Origin of the sequence: Kitasatospora sp. NPDC056783 (assembly GCF_042789895.1) — a bacterium.
Classification (GTDB): domain Bacteria; phylum Actinomycetota; class Actinomycetes; order Streptomycetales; family Streptomycetaceae; genus Kitasatospora.
Genome location: NZ_JBHUAF010000073.1, coordinates 1 through 22,345 on the forward strand (window position 1 = coordinate 1; position 22,345 = coordinate 22,345).

A 22,345-nucleotide genomic window follows, 5' to 3' on the forward strand; every position below is an offset into this window, starting at 1 on the left:
GTGTCCGCCCCGCGGTTCAGCGGGCGGGCACCGCCGTTCCGTAGAAGGCGTCCAGCGCGTACACGCAGCGGTCCTTGGAGCCGACGAAGACCCGGCCGCCGACCGCCACCGGCGAGCCGGTGAGCTCGCCCTTGGTGCCGAGCTCCCAGCGCAGCTGACCGCTCGCCAGGTCGAGGGTGTGCAGCGAGTGGTCCCGGCTGCCCAGGTGCACCAGGCCGTCGGCCACCGCCGGGGAGCCGACGATCTCGCCGCGGGCGGTGTAGCGCCAGCGCTCCCGGCCGGTGGCCGCCTCGAAGGCGTACAGCACCTCGCCGTTGCCGACCAGCACCATGCCGTCCGACACCACCACCGGGTCGGCGCCCTGACGGCGCCCGGTGACCCCGCGCCAGCGGTCCAGGCCGGTGGCCGCGTCCAGCGCGTAGACCGTGCCCAGGTAGTCGGCCACGTAGACCGCGTCGGCGTCCAGGGCGGGCGGGGTGAACAGCACCACCGGGGCGTCGAAGCGCCAGCGCTCGGCCCCGCTGACCGCGTCCAGCGCGTACACCCGGGTGCCGGCGGACACGTACAGCACTCCGCCGCGCTCGACCGGGTGCGAGGGCACGTCCTCGCCGACCGGGAAGGACCAGCGCAGGCCCGCGCCGCGCGGGTCCACGCAGCGCAGCCGTCCGGCGCCGTAGTAGTAGGCGGCGCCGCCCACCAGGACCGGGCCTGACTGGGGGTTCTCGTAGTCCTGCTGGGCGTCGTCGGCGCGCCACAGCTCGGCGCCGTTGGCGGCCGAGCGGAGCTGGACGCCGCCGCCCCGGATCCCGCAGCAGAGCACCCCGTCGGCGGCGGAGAGCGAGTAGACCCAGCCGTCCAGCGAGGTGCGCCAGCGCTCGGTGCCGTCCGCGGCGTCCACGGTGTACAGGTGCGGGCCGTCCGCGGCGTGCGCCCGGCCGGCGTCCACCGCGAGCGCCCAGGCGACGTCCCGGGTCTTGTAGCGGCGCTCGCCGGAGGCGATGTCCAGCGCGTGCACCTCGAAGCTGGAGACGAAGAGCGTGCCGTCGGCGACGACCGGGGTGCCCCAGACGTCGTTGGACATCCGGAACCGCCAGGGGCGCCAGCGGGCCACCGGGGCGGGCGGCGGGGTGGCGGCCCGGCGGACCCAGTCGGTCGTGGCCGGGGCGGTGTCCGGGCCGGGCTGCTCGTACTCGGCCCGGGGCCCGGGGCCTATCCGCACCGAGGCGCCGGACAGCCGCACCTCGACGGCGCCGCCGGTGGGCGCCCGGTGCTTGTTCGGGGAGGCGATCTTCGCGGTCGGGATCTCGGCGTCCGAGGCCGGACCCGGGTGCGGGTGCGGGTGCGGCGGGCTGTGCACCGGCCCGGCCGGCGGCTGCGCGTGCCGCCCCGGGTTGGTGCGCGGGTCGGCCGTCCCGAAGTGCTGGGACGGGACGTGCGCGGGCGGCGCCTGCGGGTGCCCCGTCGCGGGGGCGTGCGAGGGCGGCACCGCGGGCGGCTGGGGCGGCTGCGCCGGGCGGGCGGGCGCGGCGACCGGCCGGCGGCCGCGCTTGCGCTCGATCAGCTCCAGCGCGTTGGCCGGCAGCCAGTCCCCGGCCTCGCCGGTGGCGTCGTCCCGGGAGAACAGGTGCGGGGCCAGCTCGGCCTGGATCTGCGCCGGGGTGGGCCGGTGCTCGGGCGCCTGCTGCATGCAGGCCCGGACCAGGTCCATCAGCTCGGACGGCATGCCGGTCAGGTCCGGCTCCTCGCGCAGCAGCTGGAACACCGTCTCGACCGGGTTGGAGCCCCGGTAGGGCGGGTGCCCGGTGGCGCAGAAGACCATCAGCGAGCCCAGCGAGAAGACGTCGCTGGCGCCGCGGACGTTGCGGCTGTCGCGGGCCTGCTCGGGGGACATGTACGCCGGGGTGCCGACCGCGACGTTGGTCATGGTGAGCCGGGTGCTCGACACGCCGGCCGCGATGCCGAAGTCGATCACCTTCGGGCCGTCCTCGACCACCAGGACGTTGGAGGGCTTCAGGTCGCGGTGGATCAGCCCGGCCGCGTGGATGGACTGGAGGGCCTCCGCGATGCCGGCGACCAGCCAGCGGGTGGCCTCCACCGGCAGCGGGCCGCAGTCCTCGACCAGGTCCTCCAGCGAGGGGGCCGGGATGTACGCGGTGGCCAGCCAGGGCACCCGGGCGTCGGCGTCCGCGTCGACCACGGCCGCCGTGTAGAAGCCGCCGACCGTCTTGGCGGCGGCGATCTCCCGGGCGAAGCGGACCCGGAACAGCTCGTCCTCGGCCAGCTCACCCCGCACGGTCTTGATGGCCACCCGCCGGCCCGCCGCGGACCGCGCCAGGTAGACCAGCCCCATCCCGCCCGCGCCGAGCCGCCCCAGCACCTCGAAGGGCCCGATCCGCCTCGGATCGTGCGCCGTCAGCTGGTCCACTCCGCTGCCACCTCCCCGTTGTCCGCACCCGCCGCGTGGTGCCGAACCCGATTCTCCAATGCAGTCCCGCGCATATCCAACCTCCCCCGTCCGACCGGAGCCGCCGCCCCGGCCGGGAGAACGGCTGGTTCCGGACGGCTCGGCCCGCTTCCCCATTCGTCACGCTGCGTTACCGGACCACCCCTCAGCGGACTCGCCGTCACGCTGTGAGATCAAAGGCACACGGGGGGGCTTCAACAGGGGCATCGAAGCCCGGTGAATATCCGTCCGAAGCGGTTCATGCCGCTAAACCAACCCCCCGTGCGGAGTAATAGTCGCATCACCGAATCGCGCCAAGATCGTGCCACGGTAAGCTGACGGCATGACAGGACAAGTTCGCACCGTCGACGGTCGCGTCGCCGGGCGACGCGGACAGGAGACGCGGCAGAAGCTGCTCGATTGCCTCCGCGAGATGCTCAGCACGTCGCCCTATCGGGACGTCAAGGTCATCGACGTCGCCCGTATGGCGGGTACCTCCCCCGCGACCTTCTACCAGTACTTCCCGGATGTCGAGGGCGCTGTCCTCGAAATCGCCGAGGAAATGGCCAAGGACGCCGACCAGCTCAAAGAGCTGGTGGCCGGAAAGTCCTGGGCAGGGAAGTCCGGACCGACCACTTCGGAAGAACTGGTCGACGGATTCCTCGCCTTCTGGCGCAAGAACGACGCCATTCTCCGAGTGGTCACGCTCGGTGCCGCCGAAGGGGACAAGCGGTTCTTCAAGATCCGCATGACGGTCCTCAACGCGGTCGCCAAGCCGCTCGCCGAGGCCGTCAAGGAACTCCAGGCGAAGGGTCAGGCCGACAAGTCGCTCGACCCGAACGCCGTGGCCGGGGCCCTGGTCTCGCTGCTGGCATCGGCGGCCGAGCACCAGAAGGCCTTCACCTCCTGGGGCGTCAAGGTCAAGGACCTCAAGCCCAACCTCGCTCCCCTGGTGTACCTGGGCGTCACCGGCAAGAAGGCGCCCAAGTAGGACCGTCCTCCGACCCACCATCCGCTCCGCGCGCAGCCCCGGCCTCCTGTCCGGGGAACGACGGACGGCGGCCGTGTCCTCGGGGGAGGTCCGCCGACGTGCCGTACGCGCGCCAGACATGCCGGTGGGCGGGCCCCCTCGCACGGGGTGCCCGCCCACCGGCATGTCCGGTTTCCCGGGCCCGTCGCCTACGCGGACCCGGGTCGTTCGATCAGGGGCAGCGCACGACCTGCCCGGCGTAGGCCAGGCCGCCGCCGAAGCCGAAGAGCAGCACCGGGTCGCCGGGCGCGAGCTCGCCGCGCTCGACCAGCTTGGAGAAGGCCAGCGGGATCGAGGCGGCCGAGGTGTTGCCGGAGTGGACGACGTCCCGGGCGACCACGGCGTCCTCGGCGAGGCCCAGCTTGCCGGCGATCGCGTCGATGATCCGCAGGTTGGCCTGGTGCGGCACGAAGCCCTTCAGCTCCGCCGGGTCGATCCCGGCCCGCTCGCAGGCCTGACGGGCCAGCGGGGCGAGCTGGGTGGTGGCCCAGCGGAAGACGGACTGGCCCTGCTGGCTGATCACCGGGTCCCAGCCGGTGATCACCACGGCGTCGCCCCGCTCGGGCTCGGAGCCCCAGACCACCGGGCCGATGCCGGGCTCGGCACCGTCCTCCTGGGCCTCGACCAGCGCGGCGCCCGCGCCGTCGGCGAAGATCACGCAGGTGGAGCGGTCGGTCCAGTCGAGGGTGTCGGACATCCGCTCGGCGCCGATCACCAGCCCGCGGCGGGCCGAGCCGGCCCGGATCGCGTGGTCGGCGGTGGCCAGGGCGTAGGAGAAGCCGGAGCAGACCGTGTTGATGTCGTAGGCGGCGGGCGAACGCACGCCCAGCCGGGCGGCCACCGCGGCGGCCGTGTTGGGGCTGCGCTCGATCGCGGTGCAGGTGGCGACGACGACGAGGTCGATCTCCGCCGCCGTCCGGCCGCCGTTGGCGAGTGCCTTCTGCGCCGCCTCGGTCGCCATGTCGACCAGGCTCTCGTCCTCGGCGATGTGCCGGGTGCGGATGCCCACCCGGGTGCGGATCCATTCGTCATCGGTGTCGACGAATGCCGCCAGGTCGTCGTTGCTGAGGACCTTGGGAGGCTGGTAGTGGCCGAGTGCCACAATGCGCGAACCGCTCATACTGCCATGGAACCGCGTTACCGGCTGGTCGGCTGGGTACGACCGGTGACAGGATCCGCCCCCGTGATCTGTAGGAGATCGACAAGGGACGTTGCGGCGACTGGGCCGCGATCCGGTCGGGGTCAGGCGGCCAGTGTCGGCGCGTCACCCATCACGATGACCGGATGGGCGGCCGGGTCCAGGGTGCGGATCAGCTGGGCCATCTTGTCCTCGGGGATCGACACGCAGCCGTGGGTCGGGCCGTCGTGGTCCACGTGGAGCCAGATGCCGCCGCCCTTCTTGGAGCCCATCGGGCGGCGCGGGTCGAGCGGGGAGTTGCCGGCGACGCGGTTGTAGTTGATCGCGACCACGTAGTCGAAGGAGCCGGCCAGCTGGTCGCCGAAGAAGCCCGTCCCGGAGACCACGAAGCTCGGGTCCTTGGCGTACGGGAGCTTGCTGCCCGGGTCCGCCTTGCGGCCGCCCGCGTCGGTGAGGCTGAAGACGCCGATCGGGCTGCGCAGGTCGCCCTCGTTGTGGTCGGCGGTCCAGCCGTTCTTGCCGTTGTGGCCCTGCCAGGTCTCGCCGGCCAGCCAGCGGCCCTCGGGGGTGCGGGTCCAGAGGACGACGCTGTTCTTGTCGGTGTTCTTGTCCTGGCCGGAGGCGACCACGACCTGGGTGGTCTCGGCGGGGATCTTCGCGGTGAAGGCCGCGCCGAGGCCCGGTATCGCGGCGACCGAGCCGTCCTGGCGGGCCTGGCCGCGGGCGGCGGCCGTGGCGGCGGCCTGCCGGTCGGAGGCGGCCTGGGCGGCCGCGGGGTTCGGGCCGGGCTGGTCGGGCTTGCTGACGCCCTCCGGGCCGGGCCCGTCGGCGGCGGCGATGCCGGGCTTGGCGTCGTCCTGGCCGACGGCGTACCAGCCGGCGGTGGCGGCGACCAGCAGGGCGGTGCCGGCCATCATCGCCTTGCCGTGACGTTTCTGCTTGGCCTTGCGTCGCCGGCCCCGGGCGGCCGACCGGGCACCCTCCACCGGGGCGGCGGCGAGCAGCACGGGCTCGGGCACCATCAGGGCCGGCTCCTGCGCGTGCACGGGTTCGGCGGCGTAGACCGACTCGGACTCGTAGCCGGGCGCGGCCTGGTACCGGACGGGCTCCGGGCCGGGCTCGTACGACGGGACCGACTCGTACGGCGGGACCGGCTCGTACGGCGGCACCGGCCGGCCGTACGTCTCGGAGTACCCGTCAGGGGCCTGCTCGTACGACTGGTGATCGCCGTAGTGGTAGCCCTGCTGGACCGGCTGCTGGTACGCCTGGGAGCCCTCGTACCGCTGCGGTGGCATCAGGTCGCCCGGCTCCCGCATCGGCTGGTGCGACGGGTACGCGGTGGCACGATCAGAACCGGACATGCCTTCGATCCTGCCAAACGCCGTACCCGTTGGTAAACCCGCCCCCCGTGCGGAGGCCGTGAAGACAACCGCCGCCCAGGCCGGTGACCGGCCCGGGCGGCGGTGGGGTTCCGCAGGTCAGAGGCGCATCGCCTGCGGCGACTCACGGCGCGCCAGGTCCGGTCCTTCGTACTCGCGGATGATCTCGTAGCGGGTGTTGCGCTCCACCGGGCGGAAGCCGGCGTCCCGGATCAGGTTGAGCAGGTCGTCGCGGCCGAGCTTGTTCGGGGTGCCGAAGTTGTCCGCGTCGTGGGTGATCTTGTACTCGACCACCGAGCCGTCCATGTCGTCCGCGCCGTGGCTGAGCGCCAGCTGGGCGGTGGTGACGCCGTGCATCACCCAGAAGACCTTGACGTGCGGGACGTTGTCGAAGAGCAGCCGGGAGACTGCGAAGGTCTTCAGCGCCTCGGCGCCGGTGGCCATCTCGGTGCGGGCCATCAGCTTGTTGCGCACGACGCCGTCCTTGGAGTCGTGGAAGTCGTGCTGGTAGCGCAGCGGGATGAAGACCTGGAAGCCGCCGGTCTCGTCCTGGAGCTCGCGCAGCCGCAGCACGTGGTCCACCCGGTGGCGGGGCTCCTCGATGTGGCCGTACAGCATGGTGGCCGGCGTCTTGAGGCCCTTGCTGTGGGCGAGCCGGTGGATCCGCGACCAGTCCTCCCAGTGGGTGTCGTGGTCGACGATGTGCTGGCGGACCTCCCAGTCGAAGATCTCCGCGCCGCCGCCGGTCAGCGACTCCAGGCCGGCGTCGATCAGCTCGTCCATGATCTCGTCGGCGGACAGGCCGCTGATCTTCTCGAACCAGTGGATCTCGGTGGCGGTGAAGGCCTTCAGCGAGACGTTCGGCAGGGCCGCCTTCAGCTCCCGCAGCGAGCGCGGGTAGTAGCGCCACGGCAGGGTCGGGTGCAGGCCGTTCACGATGTGCAGCTCGGTGAGGGACTCGACCTCCATCGCCTTGGCGAGGCGGACGGCCTCCTCGATGCGCATCGTGTAGGCGTCCTTCTCGCCCGGCTTGCGCTGGAACGAGCAGTACGCGCAGGACGCGCTGCACACGTTGGTCATGTTGAGGTGGCGGTTGACGTTGAAGTGGACGACGTCGCCGTTCTTCCGCGTCCGCACGTGGTGGGCCAGCCCGCCCAGCCAGGCCAGGTCATCGCTCTCGTAGAGCGCGATCCCGTCCTCGCGGGTCAGCCGCTCACCCGCGTAGACCTTCGCCTCCAGCTCGCGCTTGAGCCCTGCGTCCATGCGTGCCTCGCCTCCTCCGACATTCGATTCGTTGCCGGAGACGAGGTTACGCCTATGACGAGAGCAGCTCGGCGAGAAGTACCGGGTCGATATTGCCGCCGCTGACCACGGCCGCCAGCGTCTGGCCCCCGGTCTCGGCGGCGCGGTGGAAGTACGCGGCCGGGGCGACCGCCCCGGAGGGCTCGGCGACCAGCCGGCCGCGCCGGGCCAGCACGGCCACGGTCGCGCGGATCTCGTCCTCGGTGACGGTGACGATGTCGTCCACGTAGGCGGTGACGTGCTCGAACGGCAGCACGCCCAGGGACGGGGTGCGCAGCCCGTCCGCGATGGTCCGGTAGGTGTCGGCGACCGGCCACTCGACCCGGCGCCCGGCCCGCAGGCTGGCCCGGGCGTCGGCGGCCAGCTCGGGCTCCACGCCGATCACCCGGATGCCCGGGCGGGTGAGCTTGAGCGCGGCCGCCGTGCCGCCGATCAGGCCGCCGCCGCTGACCGGCACCAGGACGGTGTCCAACTCGGCCGGGGCGTCCTCGGCGATCTCCAGGCCGACCGTGCCCTGGCCCGCGATGATGAACGGGTCGTCGTACGGCGGCACCCAGACGTAGCCGTGCTTCTCGGCCAGCTCGCCGGGCAGGGTGTCCCGCTCCTGCGGCGCGACCAGGATCACCTCGGCGCCGAACGAGCGGGTGGCGTCCACCTTCACCGCGGGCGAGGTGTCCGGCATCACGATCACGGCCTTGATGCCGAGCGTGCGGGCCGCGTAGGCGACGGCCTGCGCGTGGTTGCCGCTGGACTGGGCGACCACGCCGCGGGCCCGCTCGTCCTCGGTGAGCGCGGCGAGCCGGTTGTAGGCGCCGCGGGTCTTGAAGGCCCCGGTCGGCTGGAGGTTCTCGGGCTTCAGCCAGAGCCGCCGATTCCCGTCGGCCGCCCAGGGGGCGGGGACCAGCGGGGTGCGCACGGCGACCCCCGCGATCCGCTGCCGGGCGGCGCGCAGTTCCTCCAGACCGACCAGTGCCATGCGTCACTCTCCTACAGGAGGAAGTTCACTCACCCGGTTCTCCCACTTCGTGGAGAGTACGACGGTGGTGCGGGTCCTGGCCACGCCCTTCGTGCCCGAGATCCGCTTGACCACCGACTCCAGGCCGGCCACGTCGGCCACCCGGACCTTGAGCATGTAGGAGTCGTCACCGGCGATGAACCAGCAGTCCTCGACCTCGTTGAGGTCCTTCAGCCGGAACGCCACGTCCTCGTGGTCGGCGGCGTCGGTGAGCTGAAGGCCGATCAGGGCCGTGACGCCGAAGCCCAGCGAGGCCGGGTTGACCGTCGCCCGGTAGCCGGTGATCACCCCGGCCTGCTCCAGGCGGTTGATCCGGTCAGTGACGCTCGGGCCGGAGAGTCCGACCAGCCGGCCCAACTCGGCGTAGGACGCACGGCCGTTTTCCCGGAGCGCCTGGATGAGCTGTCTGTCCACCGTGTCCATATACCGTCCGCGTCCTTCCGAACCTCACCAGACCCACAGATCATTATCCGGATTCAAAGGCGCCGTGCGCCGAACGACCCGGATATCGCAGAGAAGATACTCTCCCGCCCTCGGTCTCCTCACTCCCCCTCAGGCCGAGCGCCGTCGTCGTCGGCCGTCTTGCGGGCGGCCGCTCCCAACTCCCCTTCCCAGCGGAGGTACAGGGAATGCGGCACGTCGACGGCGTCCAGCACCCGGCCGGCCACGAAATCCACCAGCTCACGGACGGTGGAGCCGCCGGCGTAGAAGCCGGGGGACGCGGGCAGCACGACCGCCCCCTGCGCGTCGAGCTCCACCAAGTGCTTCAGCGTCACCCCGTTGAGTGGTGTCTCACGGACGCAGACGACGAGCGGGCGGCGCTCCTTGAGGGTGACGCTGGCGACCCGCTGCAGCAGGTCCTTGCTCAGGCCGAGCGCGATCCCGGCCACCGCGCCGGTGGTCGCGGGCACCACGAGCATGCCCTTGGCGGGGTAGGAGCCGCTGGACGGGCCGGCCGCGAAGTCCCCGGCGGGCCAGTAGCGGACGTCGTCCAGGCCCTGGTCCGTACCCAGCCAGGCGGCGAGGTCGGTGACCCAGTGGGCGTCCCGGAAGGAGATGCCGGTCTCGTCCAGGATGGTCAGCCGGGCGGCACGGCTGACGATCAGGTCCACCGCCTCGCCGGCCGCCAGCAAGGCGCGGATCACCGAGGCCGCGTACGGCGTCCCCGACGCTCCCGAGACCCCGACCACCCACGGCTGACGCTTCGCAGTTCCCATGGGTCAATTCTGTCCCGGCTCCACCGGCGCGTTCGGCCCGGGCGGACCGGGAGGGTCCGCAACCCCCCGGCCCCTGGGAGGATGGGGGCATGGCAGCGACCCTCGTCGACCTCACCCATCAGGTGACCACCGCGATGCCGGTCTACCCCGGCGATCCGGCCGTCCTGCTGGAGCCCGCGCTCACCACGGCCACCGCCGGGGTGAACGTGCTGGCCCTGCACCTCGGTTCGCAGTCCGGGACGCACGTGGACGCGCCGTACCACGTGGACGTCACCTGGCCGACCCTGGACGGGCTGCCGCTGGAACGGTTCGCCGGCCCGGCCGTGGTCGCCGATCTGCGCGGGCTGGAGCCCCGGACGGCCGTCACCCCCGAGCTGCTGGCGCCCGCTCTGGAGCGGGTCGCCGAGGGTACCGTCCTGCTGCTGGCCACCGGCTGGGCCCGGCACTGGGGCACCGACACCTACCTCGCCCACCCCAGCCTGACCCCGGCCGCCGCCGAGGCGATCGTCGCCGCCGGGGTGCGGACGGTCGGGGTGGACGCGCTCAGCGTCGACCCGACCCCCGCCCCGGGCCCGGGCGACCCGGCGGTGGCCGCCCTGCTCGCCGACCTCACCGACGAGCACGACCACGCCACCGCCGAAGAGCCCTCGCTCGCCGCCCACCGGGTGCTGCTGGGGGCGCCCGGCGGCGGGGTGATCGCCGAGAACCTGACCGACCTGCGGCCGTTGCTGGCGGCCCAGGAGGCCGGTCTGCCGGTGGAGGTCTCGCTGTTCCCGCTGCGGCTGGTCGCGGCGGACGGCGCGCCGGTGCGGGCGGTGGCCCGGCTCGGCTGAACCCGCGAGTAACCTGTTCGCACTTGGTCTAGACCATCCCCCGTCAACGCCAGTACGCTTTCCGGCCATGGCTGAGATCATCGGAGTGGTCGAGCGGATCTGGCGCTACCCCGTGAAGTCCACCGGCGGCGAGCGGCTCGACTCCGTCGACGTGGATGAGCGCGGCCTGGCCGGAGACCGCCTCTACGCCGTCCGCGACGCGGCCGGGAAACTCGGCTCGGGCAAGAACACCCGCCGCTTCCGCCGGATGGACGGCCTGCTCCGGCTCTCCGCCCGGCTCGGCCGCCGGATCGACGGGCCCGAGCTGTTCGACCCGCTCGGCCGCCCGGTCGAGCGGCCGAACGCCTTCCTGCGCGCCTACCTCCAGCTCGACGACGTCGAACTCGCCCGCGAGGACGCCGTCTCGCACTTCGACCAGCTGCCGGTCAGCGTGCTCAGCACCGCCACCCTGGAGTGGTTCGGCGAGGCCGCGCCCTTCACCGTGGTCGACGAGCGCCGGTTCCGCCCCAACATCCTCCTGCGCACCCCGCCCGGCACCCCGCCGTTCGTCGAGGACGCCTGGCTGGGCCGCCAGGCCCGCGGCGAGGCCCCGGACAGCGCCCGGCTCTCCTTCGTCGCCTCCAGCGAGCGCTGCTCGATGACCGGCGCCCCGCAGCCCGGCCTGCCGCACGCGCCCGAGATCCTCAAGGCCATCGTGCACGCCCACGACGGCCGGCTCGACGCCCTCGCCGAGGTCGCCGCCCCGGGCCGCCTGCGGGTCGGCGACCGGCTGACGCTGGACTGACCGCGGCGAGGGCCGACCGCGCCGGCCGGCGCCGCCGGGTCCGGACGGTCGGGCACCGGGCACCGCGGCTTGCCGATCACGGCCCCTCGGAGCACGTCGCCGTCGGGACGCGTCGCCGTCGGATTCCGCCCCGGACGGCCGCCCCGGGCCACCTTCCGGGCCCGACGCCCGATCTTCACTCGATCGGGTGCACGTCGAGGCGGGGCGGCCGAGCTGCTCACGGCCGCCCGGCAGGAGGCCCTCCCCCGGCGAGGAGCAGCCGCCGGAGGTTCCCCGTGGACCGTCCGTTCGGGCGGGCGGTCCACGGGGAACGACCGAGGGCATGACGATCCCTCACCACCTGACCGGCACCGGCGACCACCACGTCCTGGTCCTGCACGACTGGTTCGGCACCAGTGCCGGCTGGGGCCCGTTCCTCGACTGCCTCGACGGCGGCGCCTTCAGCTACGCCTTCCTCGACTACCGCGGCTACGGGCAGCGCAAGGACGTCCCCGGCGCCTACACCCTCGCCGAGATCGCCTCCGACGCGCTCGCCCTGGCCGACCAGCTCGGCTGGGACCGCTTCTCCCTGGTCGGCCACTCGATGGGCGGCAAGGCCGCCCAGCAGGTGCTCGCCGAGGCGCCGCTGCGGGTGCGCAAGCTGGCCGGCCTGGCCCCGGTGCCCGCCGGGGTGTACCCGCTGGACGAGGCGGGCGCGGCGCTGTTCTACGGCGCCGCCGAGGACCGGGAGAAGCGCTTCGCGATCCTCGACCTGGTCACCGGGCAGCGGGCCGGCCGGGTCTGGCTGGACCGGATGGTCGACCAGTCCCTCCGGCATTCCACCTCCGAGGCCTTCGGCAGCTACGTCCGCGACTGGACGACGGCCGACCTGGAGCGCCGGATCAGCGGCAACCCGGTGCCGGTCAAGGTGATCGTCGGCGAGCACGACCTGGCCCTCACCGCCGAGCTGATGCGCGACACCTTCCTGTCCCACTTCCCCAACGCCGAGCTGGAGGAGCTGGGCGGCAGCGGGCACTACCCGATGTACGAGGCCCCGGTGGCCCTGGCGGCGTCGCTGGAGGGCTTCCTGCACAACTGACCCGTTCGGGCCCGGGTGTCCGTACGGTCCGCCGATCACGACCGATCGTCCGGCCGGTCGAGCGGGCCCGGCCGATTGCCGGAGCGTGAGGCGGCCCAGGGGCGCGCAAACGCCGACGCGCGCCGGATCCGATGCCTTCGGGGATCGGTCGGCGCGCGCCGGTCGGAGGGTGTGCCGGGTCAGACCCCGAGGCCGCGGACGACCAGGTCCACCAGGGCGAAGAAGAACAGCGAGACGCCCACGAAGCTGTTGGTCTGGAAGAACGCCCGATTGAGCTTCGACAGGTCGTTCGGCTTGACGATGGTGTGCTCGTAGACGAACGCTCCGGCGACGACCGCCAGACCGATCCAGAACGCCACCCCGACGTGGGTCAGCAGCCCGAACCAGCCCAGCAGCAGCGTGGTCAGCACGTGGCACACCCGCGCGCCGCGGATGGCCGCCGGCACGCCGTACCGGGCCGGCACCGAGCGGACCCCGTTCTCCCGGTCGGACTCGACGTCCTGGCAGGCGTAGATCAGGTCGAACCCGCCGATCCAGATGCCGACGGCGGCGCCCAGCACGACCGCGTCCCAGGACCAGCGGCCGGTCACCGCGAGCCAGGCGCCGCCCGGCCCCATCGCCTGGGCCAGGCCCAGGATCGCCTGCGGGAAGTTCGTGAACCGCTTGCCGTACGGGTAGACCACCATCGGCACCACGGCCACGGGCGCGAGCACCAGGCAGAGCGGGTTCAACAGCGCGGCGGCGCCGAGGAAGACCACCAGCGCGACGGCCGAGCCGATGTACGCGGTCCTCAGCGACACCGCACCGGTGACGAGCTCGCGCGAGGCCGTCCGCGGGTTGCGGGCGTCGATCTCGCGGTCGATGATCCGGTTCGCCGCCATGGCGAAGGTCCGCAGCCCGACCATGCAGACCGTGACGATGAACAGCTGGCCCCAGTGCACCCGCTTGTCGGCGAGGAACATGGCCGTCAGGGCGGCGATGTAGGCGAAGGGCAGGGCGAAGACCGAGTGCTCGATCATCACCAGGCGCAGGAAGGCCTTCGCGCGCCCCGGGGTCTCGACCGCAGCCGCGGTGCTCACAGCCCGTACTCCTTCCAGCGGCGCGACACCAACGCGGCCGTGTCCGGGTCCGAGGACACCATCTCCGGCCAGCCGCCGTCCCGGGTGTAGCCCTCCTCCGGCAGCTTGCGGGTGGCGTCGATGCCGGCCTTGCCGCCCCAGAACTGCTGGTACGAGGCGTGATCCAGGTGGTCCACCGGCCCCTCGACCACCGTGAGGTCACGGCTGTAGTCGACGTTGCCGAAGGCCCGCCACGCCACCTCCTGGTAGTCGTGCACGTCGCAGTCCGAGTCCACCACGATGATCAGCTTGGTGAGCGACATCATGTGGGCGCCCCAGATCGCGTGCATCGTCTTCTGGGCGTGCTTGGGGTACTTCTTGTCGATCGAGACGATCACGCAGTTGTGGAAGCCGCCGGCCTCGGGCAGGTCGTAGTCGACGATGTCCGGGATGATGATCTTCAGCAGCGGCAGGAAGAACCGCTCGGTGAACTTGCCCAGCGGGCCGTCCTCCGTCGGCGGGCGGCCGACCACGATGGACTGGAGGATCGGACGGCGGCGCATCGTCACGCAGTCGATCTTCAGTGCCGGGAACGGCTCCTGCGGGGTGTAGAAGCCGGTGTGGTCGCCGAACGGGCCCTCGGGCAGCATCTCGCCGGGCTCCAGCCAGCCCTCCAGGACCACCTCGGCGTCGGCCGGGACCTGGAGCGGCACCGTCTTGCAGTCGACCATCCGCACCCGCTCCCCCGCGACGAAGCCGGCGAAGAGGTACTCGTCGATGTCCCCGGGCAGCGGCGCGGTGGCCGCGTAGGTGACGGCCGGCGGGCAGCCGAAGGCGATGGCGACCGGGAGCCGCTCGCCCCGCTTGGCCGCCACCGCGTAGTGGTTGCGGCTGTCCTTGTGGATCTGCCAGTGCATGCCGATGGTGCGGCGGTCGTGCCGCTGGAGCCGGTAGAGGCCCAGGTTGCGGACGCCGGTGTCCGGGTCCTTGGTGTGGGTCAGGCCCAGGTTGAAGAAGGAGCCGCCGTCCAGCGGCCAGGTGAAGAGGGCCGGCAGCTCGTCCAGGTCGACGTCGTCGCCGGTGAGCACGACCTCCTGCACCGGGGCGTCACCGGACTTCACGTTCCGGGGCGGCACGTGCGCGATCGAGGCGAGCTTGCCGAAGGCGTCCCGGAAGCCGGTGAAGCCCTGCGGCAGCTCCGGCTTGAGCAGGCCGGCGATCTTCTCGGAGATGTCGTCCGGCCCCTTGAGGCCGAGCGCCTTGGACAGCCGCCGCTCGGTGCCGAAGACGTTCATCGCCAGTGGCATCGACGAGCCCTTGACGTTCTCGAAGAGCAGCGCGGGCCCCTTGGCCTTCTGCACCCGGTCGACGATCTCGCCGATCTCCAGGTGAGGGTCCACCTCCGCCTTGATGCGCTTGAGGTCGCCTTCGCGGTCGAGGGCCCGGAGAAACGAGCGGAGATCGTCGTATGCCATGTCTGTCAGTATCCGCCACCAGATAGCCTGGCTCGGTCAAGGGCCCCTGCCAGGCGCCCGCCACTACCACCGTTGCGGGGGGAGATCGCGGCCATGTTGCGGATTCTGCTGACCATCGTCCTTCCGCTCGCGCTCTGGGTCTGGGCGTTCGTGGACTGCCTGACCACGCCCGAGGACGAGGTGAAGCACCTGCCGAAGGTGGTCTGGGTGCTGATCGTGCTGCTCTTCCCGCCGCTGGGCCCGATCGCCTGGCTGATCGCCGGCAAGCAGCGCGGCTTCCTGCCGGCCGCGGCCGCCGCCGGGGCCCGCCCGGAGTACCCGGCCGACGGCCGCCCGGGCCGTCCGGCTCCGCGCGGCGGGCGCCCCCTGGCGCCGGACGACGACCCCGAGTTCCTCGCTTCGTTGAAGAAGGACGACAAAGAGCACGAGGACATGCTGAAGCAGTGGGAGGCCGATCTGCGCCGTCGCGAGCGGGAACTGCGCGACCGCGACGAGCCCGAGGAGGGCAGGAAGCCCTGATCGGAGCCGGTCCGCCCGCTCGCTCGGACAGCCCACCCCCACCGTTCGGGGTGGGCTTCGGCGTTTTTGGCGCTTCCCTACGAGAATCCGCGTTTCGAACCGGGCCGGGGGCGATCGGCCACCTTGCTTGAGCGAACCTTGAGCGCTACTCGAAACAGCCGCCTTACCTTACTGAAAGACGGCCCTGACCTGCGCTTTTGTTAATGCTCAGATCATCGGACCATCACCTGCCCGACAACCCCCGGTATCCGCGTGAACACCGAGCGCTCAGGACTCCAACGGACCGCTTCTGTACAGGCCTGACAGCTAAACGAACTCGACCTTGTACGGATTCGACGCCGAAACCAGCGCACGGCCCCTCGTACAGTCATAAGTGAAGAAAGTGATTCGCAGCCGGGGGCACAGCAGACGTTGGCTGTCGGACAGTTCCCTCACCCTTGGAGTGGTTCGAGATGACGGTTGTGCATGAGGCGCCGGTCGACGGCGAGGTCCACGAGGTCCCGGCCGACGCCCGCGGCCGGGTCGCCGAGCTGCACGAGCTGCGCGAGAAGGTCCGCCGCGGCCCCAGCGACAAGGCCACCGAGGCCCAGCACGCCAAGGGCAAGCTGACCGCCCGCGAGCGCATCGAACTGCTGCTGGACGAGGGCTCCTTCCACGAGGTCGAGCCGCTGCGCCGGCACCGCGCCCAGGGCTTCGGCCTGGAGGCCAAGAAGCCGCACACCGACGGCGTGATCGTCGGCTGGGGCACCGTCCACGGCCGCACCGTCTTCACCTACGCGCACGACTTCCGGATCTTCGGCGGCGCGCTGGGCGAGGCCCACGCCCAGAAGATCCACAAGATCATGGACATGGCCATCGCGGCCGGTGCCCCGCTGGTCTCCCTGAACGACGGCGCCGGCGCCCGCATCCAGGAGGGCGTCACCGCGCTCGCCGGCTACGGCGGCATCTTCCAGCGCAACACCAAGGCCTCCGGCGTCATCCCGCAGATCTCCGTCATGCTCGGCCCCTGCGCCGGCGGCGCCGCCTACAGCCCCGCGCTCACCGACTTCGTCTTCATGGTCCGCGAGACCTCGCAGATGTTCATCACCGGCCCCGACGTCGTCCAGGCCGTCACCGGCGAGAAGATCACCCAGAACGGCCTCGGCGGCGCCGACGTCCACGCCGGCGTCTCCGGCGTCTCCCACTTCGTCTACGACGACGAGCAGTCCTGCATCGAGGAGGTCCGCTACCTCCTCTCGCTGCTCCCGCAGAACAACCGCGAGATGCCGCCCTCCGTCGCCAGCGAGGACCCGGTCGACCGCCGCAACGACAGCCTCCTCGACCTCGTGCCCGCCGACGGCAACCGCCCCTACGACATGCGCAAGGTCATCGAGGAGATCGTCGACCACGGCGAGTACCTGGAGGTCCACGAGCGCTGGGCCACCAACGTCCTGTGCGTCCTCGCCCGCGTCGACGGCCACGTCACCGGCATCATCGCCAACCAGCCCCAGTCCCTGGCCGGCGTCCTGGACATCAACGCCAGCGAGAAGGCCGCCCGCTTCGTCCAGATGTGCGACGCCTTCAACATCCCGCTCCTCACCCTCCTCGACGTCCCCGGCTTCCTGCCCGGCGTCGACCAGGAGCACGGCGGCATCATCCGCCACGGCGCCAAGCTCCTCTACGCCTACTGCAACGCCACCGTCCCGCGCATCTCCCTGATCCTGCGCAAGGCCTACGGCGGCGCCTACATCGTCATGGACTCCCGCTCCATCGGCGCCGACCTCTCCTACGCCTGGCCCACCAACGAGATCGCCGTCATGGGCGCCGAGGGTGCCGCCAACGTGATCTTCCGGCGCGAGATCAACGCCGCCGAGGACCCGGACGCCATGCGCGCCCAGAAGATCAAGGAATACAAGAACGAACTGATGCACCCGTACTACGCGGCCGAACGCGGCCTCGTCGACGACGTCATCGACCCCGCCGAGACCCGCCAGGTCATCGCCTCCGCCCTGGCCATGCTCCGCACCAAGCACGCCGACCTGCCCAGCCGCAAGCACGGCAACCCGCCGATGTAGCGGCACGCTCCACCGCGCAGCCCGTACGGCAACCACCTCAGACCGCAGCAACAGGGGGAGAAAACAGGACATGACCGCTTCCGCCGAACCCCTCGTCCGCATCGTCCGCGGCAGTCTCACCGACGAGGAACTCGCCGCCCTGACCGCCGTCCTCGCCGCGCGCGCCGCCGCCGCGCAGCAGGCCTCCGCCAACGCGCCGCTCGAACCGATCGCCAACTGGCGCCGGCTGGAGCGCCGCCCGGCGTACTACTCGCCGGTCAGCTGGCAGCAGGCCGCCTGACGGCCCACGGCCCGAGCCGACGGCCGGTCGCCCCACCCGGGTGACCGGCCGTCGCGCGTTCCCGGAGCGCTCCGGCGCGGGCGCCGTGGGTGTGCGCGGGCTTCCGCGCCGCCCCCCGGGGCGTGGAGCGGCTCGGTAGAATACCTACTGGACGGTATGCGTCCGCCGTCCAGTCCGCCCGTAGGATCGGCCGCTGCCGCTACCAGAACTTTCCAGGGAGGCTGCGATGGCCAGACAGGCCCGCGCGCTGGCGACCCGCCAGGCGGTACTCGTCGCGGCGGCCGAGGTGTTCGACGAGCGGGGCTACGCCGGCGCCACGATGTCCGAAATCCTGGACCGCGCCGGCGTCACCAAGGGCGCGCTGTACTTCCACTTCACTTCCAAGGAACAGCTGGCGCTCTCCGTCATCATCGAGGGTCAGGGCGCCTGGATCTCCGGCTGGGAGCCGGCCTCGGACAACGCGGTGCAGAACCTGATCGACCTCGGCTACGCCTTCGCCCGCGCGCTCCAGACCGACCCGCTGGTGCGCGGCAGCATCCGGCTGACGATCGAGCACGGCAGCTTCACCCAGCCGCAGATCGCGGCCTACCAGGGCTGGATGGACACCACCTGGGAGCTGCTGGAGCAGGCCCGGAAGGCCGGCGACCTCCACCCGGGGATCGACCTGACCGCGGCCGCCGGGGTGATCACCGGAGCCGTCACCGGCATCCAGCTGAGCTCCCAGGTGCTGACCGACCGGAAGGACCTGATCCAGCGGATGTCCGACCTCTGGACACTGGTGCTGCCCGGTCTCGTCCAACCGCACGCGCTGGCCCGGCTGAGCGTCGCCGAGCGGGCCTGAGCCCGCGCCCGCGCGAAGGCCGTGACGCCGAGGTCCCGTCCGCACGCGCGCCGGACAGGACCGAGGCCGCCGGGACGGCTCAGACCCGGTAGCGGGCCCGGTTCTCGGCCGCCACCAGGGCCGGCAGCGCGGCCGTCCAGAGCCGGCTCACCGCCTCCGGCCCGGGCCGGCCGACCCCCTCCCCCGCGATCAGCACCTGACCGGCCGCCGCCGCGATGAGCAGTTCGGCGGCGGCCCTCCGGTCCACTTCGGGACACAGTTCGCCGGCCTCGGCGGCCCGGCCCAGCAGCCGGTGGACGACCGCGGTGAGGCTGTGCCAGACGATCTCCTGGCCCGTCGGGAGATCGTCTGGCGGACCGTCCGGAGCGCCGTCCCGGCGCGCTCCCCGGCAGCCGAGCCGGACACCGGCCCGCACCACCAGGTCCTCGCGCAGCATCCGGGCCAGCTCGTGCGAGAAGTCGATCAGGCTCTGGAGCGCCGGGCCGTCGGCCCGCAAGGCGCGCAGCGCGGACGAGCCGACCTCCCGCCCGGCGGCGTGGCGCACCCCGTCGGCGAGGGCCTGCTTGGACACGAAGTGGAAGTAGAGGGCTCCCTTGCTCACCCCGGCCCGGCGACTGATGTCGACCAGGCTCGCGGCCTCGAAGCCCACCTGCGCGAAGGTCTCCGCGGCGGCGAGCAGTACGGCCTGCCGGGTCCGCCCAGCCCTCTCCTGCTTGACCACTGGCCCCCTCCGGACTCGGCCGGGCGCGATCCCCGCCCCACCCGGCTGCTGTCGACGTGCCCCTGCGGGGCCGCGTTCGCACGCGGACGGGACACCCCAAAACCGCATGGTTGGTATTCAATTGGCGCCTGCTCCGATTCGGCCGTCCACCATGGACGGCCCCCTCACCCACGGCTCGGGCTGGCCGGACAGGCACTCCCCGCGTCCATGATAGGGGCGCCGGGACCGGGCCGGAGAGAGCGCCCGAGGCACCCCCAGTCGGATAACCAACCCGGGTGGTCTATATGTTTTCCTCAGACGGCCGTGGCGGCCGCACCGACCGACACCCTGAAGCGGGGGCCAGTCATGCCATCGATCGTAGAGCCGGACCCGCACAGCCCGTACTCCCACCCCGGCCCGGGACGCGGCCGCGGCTTCGACTTCCACGACGGCCCCGCGACCGGCTACGACTTCCACGACCGCACCGTCTCCCGGCACCTGGTGCACCGCGCCTCGGTGTCCGAGGTCTTCCTCACCGGCTGGCAGGCCACCGGCCCGTACGACTTCCTGCTCGGCGCCCAGTGGCCCCGGCTGCACGGCTTCTACCGGCTCCCCGGGGACCGCTACCACGACCCGGTGCTGATGGCGGAGACCATCCGGCAGGCCGGGCTGCTGATCGGCCACGCCGGGTTCGGGGTGCCCCGCGGCCACCACTTCGCCATGGAGGACCTCTCCTACGCGCTCGGCGAGCCCGGGCTGCCGGGCCTGGCCGTCACCGCCGGCCCCGCCTCGCTGATGCTGGCCGTCGACTGCGAGGACGTCCGGATGCGGGGCTGCCGGCTGTCCTCGCTGCGGGTGCGCGTCGAGGTCACCCGGGACGGCGCGCCGATCGGCCACGGCACCGGCCAGCTGCGGGTGATCTCCCCCTCCTCGTACGCCCGGCTGCGCGGCCCGGCGCGACGCACCGTCACACCCCGGCCGCCGGCGCCCGCCGCGCCCGAGCTGGTCGGCCGGGCGCAGCCCGCGGACGTGGTGCTCAGCCCGACCCTGGCGCCGGACACCTGGCTGCTGCGCGCCGACGCCACCCATCCGGTGCTGTTCGACCACGAGCTCGACCACGTGCCCGCGATGCTCGTGCTGGAGGCCGCCCGGCAGGCCGCCCAGCGGCTGCGCCACCCCGAACCCGTGGTGCCGGTCGAACTGGTGACCTCCTTCGACCGCTACATCGAGCTGGACCGGCCCTGCTTCGTCCGGGCCGTCCCCGAACCGGCCGCAGGGCCGGGCGCGGCGGGCGGACGGCTGCCGGTGCTGGTCCGGTTGGTCCAGGACGGGCGGACGGCGGCCGAGTGCCGGATGCTCACCGCACCGGTGGACGGGCCGGCCGAGAGCCAGGCCGCACCGGACCGGCGGGACGCCTACGACGGCCGCACCGCCGCGCCGGGCCTCGGCGCCAGCCGGCTGCCGCTGGCCAGCTAGGCCGCGTCCTGAGCCCTCCCCGCCGGATCGCGCCCGGCGGGGTCCGGCAGGGAGGGCCCGACCCGGTCAGGCGGCCATCAGGGCGGCCGGCCGGCCCGCGTGCATCACGCTCAGGTTGGTCGCCAGCCGGACCTCGTCCTGGGCCAGCCAGAGCCGCAGCGCCGCGCCCAGGGCGGCACTGGCCGACTCGATCCGGACGTCGGTGATCTGGGCGATCCGGGCCGCGCCGGGCACCAGCAGGTCGGCCAGCGGGGTCGGCAGCCAGACCGTCAGGGCGCACGGCGCGGGCACCGCCAGCGCCCCCAGCAACCGGTAGGCGTCCCCCGGCGCGCTGAGCGTCGGGATGATGTCCAGCAAGGCGTCGGACACCACCTCGGACACGTCGCTCCGGTGTCCCTGGGCGAGCCGGCGGAGCAGCATGCGCTCGGCGGCGGTGATTCGGACGGTCAGCATGACCTCGTCGCACTCCATCGCGCGATTTCCTCCTCAGATCCCTCTCGCGCCGGCCGGCGGCCGGCGCGCACTACCCCTGTCGCACCTCGGCCCGGCTACCTGTGGGAGAGAGCCGGGCCGGTGGGTGATCGTGTGCCCCGGTCAGATCCCCGCGTAGGAGTGCTTTCCGGTGACGAAGATGTTCACGCCGTAGTAGTTGAAGAGCCAGCAGGCGAACGCCGCCAGCGCCAGGTAGGCGGCCTTGCGCCCCTTCCAGCCGGCCGTCGCGCGGGCGTGCAGGTAGCAGGCGTAGGCGACCCAGGTGATGAACGACCAGGTCTCCTTCGGGTCCCACTCCCAGTACTTGCCCCAGGCCGCCTCGGCCCAGATCGCGCCCGCGATGATGGTGAACGTCCACAGCGGGAAGACCAGGGCGTTGATCCGGTAGGACAGCTTGTCGAAGGTCGACGCGGCGGGCAGGCGGCGCCAGAGCGAGGCCGAGGTCTTCAGCGGGCCGGTGGTCAGGCCGGCCGCGACGCGCTTCTCGAAGGAGTCCTTGCCGAGGTACAGCAGCGTGGCGATGAACGCCGCGTAGAAGGCGCCGCCGCAGAAGATCGCGGTGGAGACGTGGATCGCCAGCCACGGCGAGTGCAGCGCCGGGACGAGCTGCTCGGAGTCGGTGTACAGCACCGTGGTGGCGATGCCGAGGGTCAGCAGCACCGCGAGCACGACCGGCAGGCCGAGCCAGCGGACCTTCTTCCTGGTGGCCAGCAGCACCAGGTACGCCGCCGTCATGGCGAAGCCGAAGGCGCAGGAGAACTCGTACATGTTGCCCCACGGCCAGCGGGACACCGACAGGCCGCGGGTGACGATCCCGCCCACGTGCAGCAGCGCGGCGAGCACGGTGAGCGAGACGGCGATCCGTCCGGCCAGGTCGGCCTTCACATCGGTGCCGGCCGCGCCCGGACCGTCCTCCTCCTCGGCGCCGCGCCCGCTGGTGACCACCGTCGCGCCCTCGCCCGCGACCGCGGTTCGGGTGAGCGTGGTGGTGCCGCCGCCGGCCCCCGCCACGGTGACGGTGACCTTCTTCGCGCCCTTCGGCGCCGCCGCGACGGTCTCGCCCAGGTTGCCCGACTGCTCCTTCGAGCGGACGGCGACCGCGCCCCTGCTGCCGAAGGTCCACTCGATCATGTGGGCGAACATGGCGAGGGTGTAGACCACCATCGCCGAACGGATCAGATTGTTGGAGAGGTCGGCCAGCTGTGGGTCGACCGCCGAGGCGAGTTGCACC

The 22,345-nt window shown here is 72.4% G+C and carries 21 protein-coding genes; 9 read left to right on the top strand and 12 right to left on the bottom strand.

Going from position 1 to position 22,345, the window contains the following annotated elements; translation table 11 throughout:
* Window positions 1-16: 16 nt before the first annotated feature.
* Complete coding sequence (locus tag ACFRMQ_RS13920) at window positions 17-2,425, bottom strand: PQQ-binding-like beta-propeller repeat protein (RefSeq protein WP_380730460.1); 2,409 nt, start codon at window positions 2,423-2,425, stop codon at window positions 17-19.
* 361 nt (window positions 2,426-2,786) lie between these two features.
* Here ACFRMQ_RS13920 and ACFRMQ_RS13925 point away from each other — a divergent pair, with 361 nt between their 5' ends.
* The gene (locus tag ACFRMQ_RS13925; protein ID WP_224284690.1) at window positions 2,787-3,434 is read left to right on the top strand and encodes a TetR family transcriptional regulator; all 648 of its coding nucleotides are present in this window, start codon (window positions 2,787-2,789) and stop codon (window positions 3,432-3,434) included.
* Window positions 3,435-3,645: 211 nt separating this feature from the next.
* Here ACFRMQ_RS13925 and ACFRMQ_RS13930 read toward each other — a convergent pair whose 3' ends face one another.
* The 6 genes from ACFRMQ_RS13930 to ACFRMQ_RS13955 form a co-directional block, all read right to left on the bottom strand.
* On the bottom strand, window positions 3,646-4,593 hold the full coding sequence (locus ACFRMQ_RS13930) for a beta-ketoacyl-ACP synthase III (protein ID WP_380730462.1): 948 nt from the start codon (window positions 4,591-4,593) through the stop codon (window positions 3,646-3,648).
* A 122-nt stretch (window positions 4,594-4,715) separates the two neighbouring features.
* Entirely contained in the window at window positions 4,716-5,972 is a 1,257-nt protein-coding gene (locus tag ACFRMQ_RS13935; RefSeq protein WP_380730464.1) for a L,D-transpeptidase family protein, read from the bottom strand.
* 117 nt (window positions 5,973-6,089) lie between these two features.
* On the bottom strand, window positions 6,090-7,253 hold the full coding sequence (mqnE, locus tag ACFRMQ_RS13940) for an aminofutalosine synthase MqnE (RefSeq protein WP_380730466.1): 1,164 nt from the start codon (window positions 7,251-7,253) through the stop codon (window positions 6,090-6,092).
* 52 nt (window positions 7,254-7,305) lie between these two features.
* Entirely contained in the window at window positions 7,306-8,268 is a 963-nt protein-coding gene (locus ACFRMQ_RS13945; RefSeq protein ID WP_380730468.1) for a threonine/serine dehydratase, read from the bottom strand.
* A 3-nt stretch (window positions 8,269-8,271) separates the two neighbouring features.
* Window positions 8,272-8,730, bottom strand: a complete 459-nt coding sequence (locus ACFRMQ_RS13950) for an Lrp/AsnC family transcriptional regulator (protein WP_030055719.1) — start codon at window positions 8,728-8,730, stop codon at window positions 8,272-8,274.
* Between the two features lie 119 nt (window positions 8,731-8,849).
* The gene (locus ACFRMQ_RS13955) at window positions 8,850-9,524 is read right to left on the bottom strand and encodes a UbiX family flavin prenyltransferase (RefSeq protein ID WP_380730470.1); all 675 of its coding nucleotides are present in this window, start codon (window positions 9,522-9,524) and stop codon (window positions 8,850-8,852) included.
* A gap of 89 nt (window positions 9,525-9,613) precedes the next feature.
* Between ACFRMQ_RS13955 and ACFRMQ_RS13960 the strand changes: the two genes are divergently transcribed.
* The 3 genes from ACFRMQ_RS13960 (at window position 9,614) to ACFRMQ_RS13970 (ending at window position 12,219) form a co-directional block, all read left to right on the top strand.
* Window positions 9,614-10,357 carry a cyclase family protein gene (locus tag ACFRMQ_RS13960; protein WP_380730472.1) on the top strand — a complete coding sequence of 248 codons (744 nt, stop codon included), beginning with the start codon at window positions 9,614-9,616 and terminating at the stop codon, window positions 10,355-10,357.
* A 67-nt stretch (window positions 10,358-10,424) separates the two neighbouring features.
* Window positions 10,425-11,141, top strand: a complete 717-nt coding sequence (locus ACFRMQ_RS13965; RefSeq protein WP_380730474.1) for an MOSC domain-containing protein — start codon at window positions 10,425-10,427, stop codon at window positions 11,139-11,141.
* 322 nt (window positions 11,142-11,463) lie between these two features.
* Window positions 11,464-12,219, top strand: a complete 756-nt coding sequence (locus tag ACFRMQ_RS13970; protein WP_380730477.1) for an alpha/beta fold hydrolase — start codon at window positions 11,464-11,466, stop codon at window positions 12,217-12,219.
* Window positions 12,220-12,398: 179 nt separating this feature from the next.
* On the opposite strand, the gene mqnP is transcribed toward ACFRMQ_RS13970, so the two are convergent.
* Both mqnP and ACFRMQ_RS13980 read right to left on the bottom strand, forming a co-directional pair.
* On the bottom strand, window positions 12,399-13,298 hold the full coding sequence (mqnP, locus tag ACFRMQ_RS13975) for a menaquinone biosynthesis prenyltransferase MqnP (RefSeq protein ID WP_380730480.1): 900 nt from the start codon (window positions 13,296-13,298) through the stop codon (window positions 12,399-12,401).
* Window positions 13,295-14,752 (bottom strand): menaquinone biosynthesis decarboxylase, encoded by a 1,458-nt coding sequence (locus tag ACFRMQ_RS13980; RefSeq protein WP_380730482.1) that lies wholly within the window; start codon window positions 14,750-14,752, stop codon window positions 13,295-13,297. The genes mqnP and ACFRMQ_RS13980 overlap by 4 nt, the downstream gene beginning before the upstream one ends.
* 93 nt (window positions 14,753-14,845) lie before the next feature.
* On the opposite strand from ACFRMQ_RS13980, the gene ACFRMQ_RS13985 reads away from it, so the two are divergent.
* The 4 genes from ACFRMQ_RS13985 (at window position 14,846) to ACFRMQ_RS14000 (ending at window position 18,446) form a co-directional block, all read left to right on the top strand.
* Window positions 14,846-15,271, top strand: a complete 426-nt coding sequence (locus ACFRMQ_RS13985) for a PLD nuclease N-terminal domain-containing protein (RefSeq protein ID WP_380730484.1) — start codon at window positions 14,846-14,848, stop codon at window positions 15,269-15,271.
* 452 nt (window positions 15,272-15,723) lie between these two features.
* On the top strand, window positions 15,724-17,325 hold the full coding sequence (locus ACFRMQ_RS13990; protein WP_380730486.1) for an acyl-CoA carboxylase subunit beta: 1,602 nt from the start codon (window positions 15,724-15,726) through the stop codon (window positions 17,323-17,325).
* A gap of 70 nt (window positions 17,326-17,395) precedes the next feature.
* On the top strand, window positions 17,396-17,605 hold the full coding sequence (locus tag ACFRMQ_RS13995; RefSeq protein ID WP_380730488.1) for an acyl-CoA carboxylase epsilon subunit: 210 nt from the start codon (window positions 17,396-17,398) through the stop codon (window positions 17,603-17,605).
* A gap of 226 nt (window positions 17,606-17,831) precedes the next feature.
* A complete protein-coding gene (locus ACFRMQ_RS14000; protein ID WP_380730491.1) occupies window positions 17,832-18,446 on the top strand; it encodes a ScbR family autoregulator-binding transcription factor in 615 nt (204 codons plus the stop codon).
* A 79-nt stretch (window positions 18,447-18,525) separates the two neighbouring features.
* Here ACFRMQ_RS14000 and ACFRMQ_RS14005 read toward each other — a convergent pair whose 3' ends face one another.
* Complete coding sequence (locus ACFRMQ_RS14005) at window positions 18,526-19,167, bottom strand: ScbR family autoregulator-binding transcription factor (protein ID WP_380730494.1); 642 nt, start codon at window positions 19,165-19,167, stop codon at window positions 18,526-18,528.
* 345 nt (window positions 19,168-19,512) lie between these two features.
* On the opposite strand from ACFRMQ_RS14005, the gene ACFRMQ_RS14010 reads away from it, so the two are divergent.
* A complete protein-coding gene (locus tag ACFRMQ_RS14010; RefSeq protein ID WP_380730496.1) occupies window positions 19,513-20,622 on the top strand; it encodes a ScbA/BarX family gamma-butyrolactone biosynthesis protein in 1,110 nt (369 codons plus the stop codon).
* Between the two features lie 66 nt (window positions 20,623-20,688).
* Here ACFRMQ_RS14010 and ACFRMQ_RS14015 read toward each other — a convergent pair whose 3' ends face one another.
* Together ACFRMQ_RS14015 and ccsB are read right to left on the bottom strand one after the other, a co-directional pair.
* A complete protein-coding gene (locus tag ACFRMQ_RS14015) occupies window positions 20,689-21,093 on the bottom strand; it encodes a hypothetical protein (RefSeq protein WP_380730499.1) in 405 nt (134 codons plus the stop codon).
* A gap of 123 nt (window positions 21,094-21,216) precedes the next feature.
* Window positions 21,217-22,344: a c-type cytochrome biogenesis protein CcsB gene (ccsB, locus tag ACFRMQ_RS14020; RefSeq protein WP_380730502.1), complete on the bottom strand. Its 1,128-nt coding sequence runs from the start codon at window positions 22,342-22,344 to the stop codon at window positions 21,217-21,219.
* Between the last annotated feature and the right edge of the window lies 1 nt (window position 22,345).

Excerpts from the sequence above, each read along its gene's own strand:
- ACFRMQ_RS14010 (WP_380730496.1), top strand. The coding sequence starts at position 19,513 with ATGCCATCGATCGTAGAGCCGGACCCGCACAGCCCGTACTCCCACCCC.
- ACFRMQ_RS13985 (WP_380730484.1), top strand. The coding sequence starts at position 14,846 with ATGTTGCGGATTCTGCTGACCATCGTCCTTCCGCTCGCGCTCTGGGTC.
- ACFRMQ_RS13945 (WP_380730468.1), bottom strand. The coding sequence starts at position 8,268 with ATGGCACTGGTCGGTCTGGAGGAACTGCGCGCCGCCCGGCAGCGGATC.
- ACFRMQ_RS13990 (WP_380730486.1), top strand. The coding sequence starts at position 15,724 with ATGACGGTTGTGCATGAGGCGCCGGTCGACGGCGAGGTCCACGAGGTC.
- ACFRMQ_RS13955 (WP_380730470.1), bottom strand. The coding sequence starts at position 9,524 with ATGGGAACTGCGAAGCGTCAGCCGTGGGTGGTCGGGGTCTCGGGAGCG.
- ACFRMQ_RS13925 (WP_224284690.1), top strand. The coding sequence starts at position 2,787 with ATGACAGGACAAGTTCGCACCGTCGACGGTCGCGTCGCCGGGCGACGC.
- ACFRMQ_RS13995 (WP_380730488.1), top strand. The coding sequence starts at position 17,396 with ATGACCGCTTCCGCCGAACCCCTCGTCCGCATCGTCCGCGGCAGTCTC.
- ACFRMQ_RS13960 (WP_380730472.1), top strand. The coding sequence starts at position 9,614 with ATGGCAGCGACCCTCGTCGACCTCACCCATCAGGTGACCACCGCGATG.
- mqnE (WP_380730466.1), bottom strand. The coding sequence starts at position 7,253 with ATGGACGCAGGGCTCAAGCGCGAGCTGGAGGCGAAGGTCTACGCGGGT.
- ACFRMQ_RS14000 (WP_380730491.1), top strand. The coding sequence starts at position 17,832 with ATGGCCAGACAGGCCCGCGCGCTGGCGACCCGCCAGGCGGTACTCGTC.
- ACFRMQ_RS13980 (WP_380730482.1), bottom strand. The coding sequence starts at position 14,752 with ATGGCATACGACGATCTCCGCTCGTTTCTCCGGGCCCTCGACCGCGAA.
- ACFRMQ_RS13965 (WP_380730474.1), top strand. The coding sequence starts at position 10,425 with ATGGCTGAGATCATCGGAGTGGTCGAGCGGATCTGGCGCTACCCCGTG.
- ACFRMQ_RS14015 (WP_380730499.1), bottom strand. The coding sequence starts at position 21,093 with ATGGAGTGCGACGAGGTCATGCTGACCGTCCGAATCACCGCCGCCGAG.
- ACFRMQ_RS13935 (WP_380730464.1), bottom strand. The coding sequence starts at position 5,972 with ATGTCCGGTTCTGATCGTGCCACCGCGTACCCGTCGCACCAGCCGATG.
- ACFRMQ_RS13970 (WP_380730477.1), top strand. The coding sequence starts at position 11,464 with ATGACGATCCCTCACCACCTGACCGGCACCGGCGACCACCACGTCCTG.
- ACFRMQ_RS13930 (WP_380730462.1), bottom strand. The coding sequence starts at position 4,593 with ATGAGCGGTTCGCGCATTGTGGCACTCGGCCACTACCAGCCTCCCAAG.
- ACFRMQ_RS13950 (WP_030055719.1), bottom strand. The coding sequence starts at position 8,730 with ATGGACACGGTGGACAGACAGCTCATCCAGGCGCTCCGGGAAAACGGC.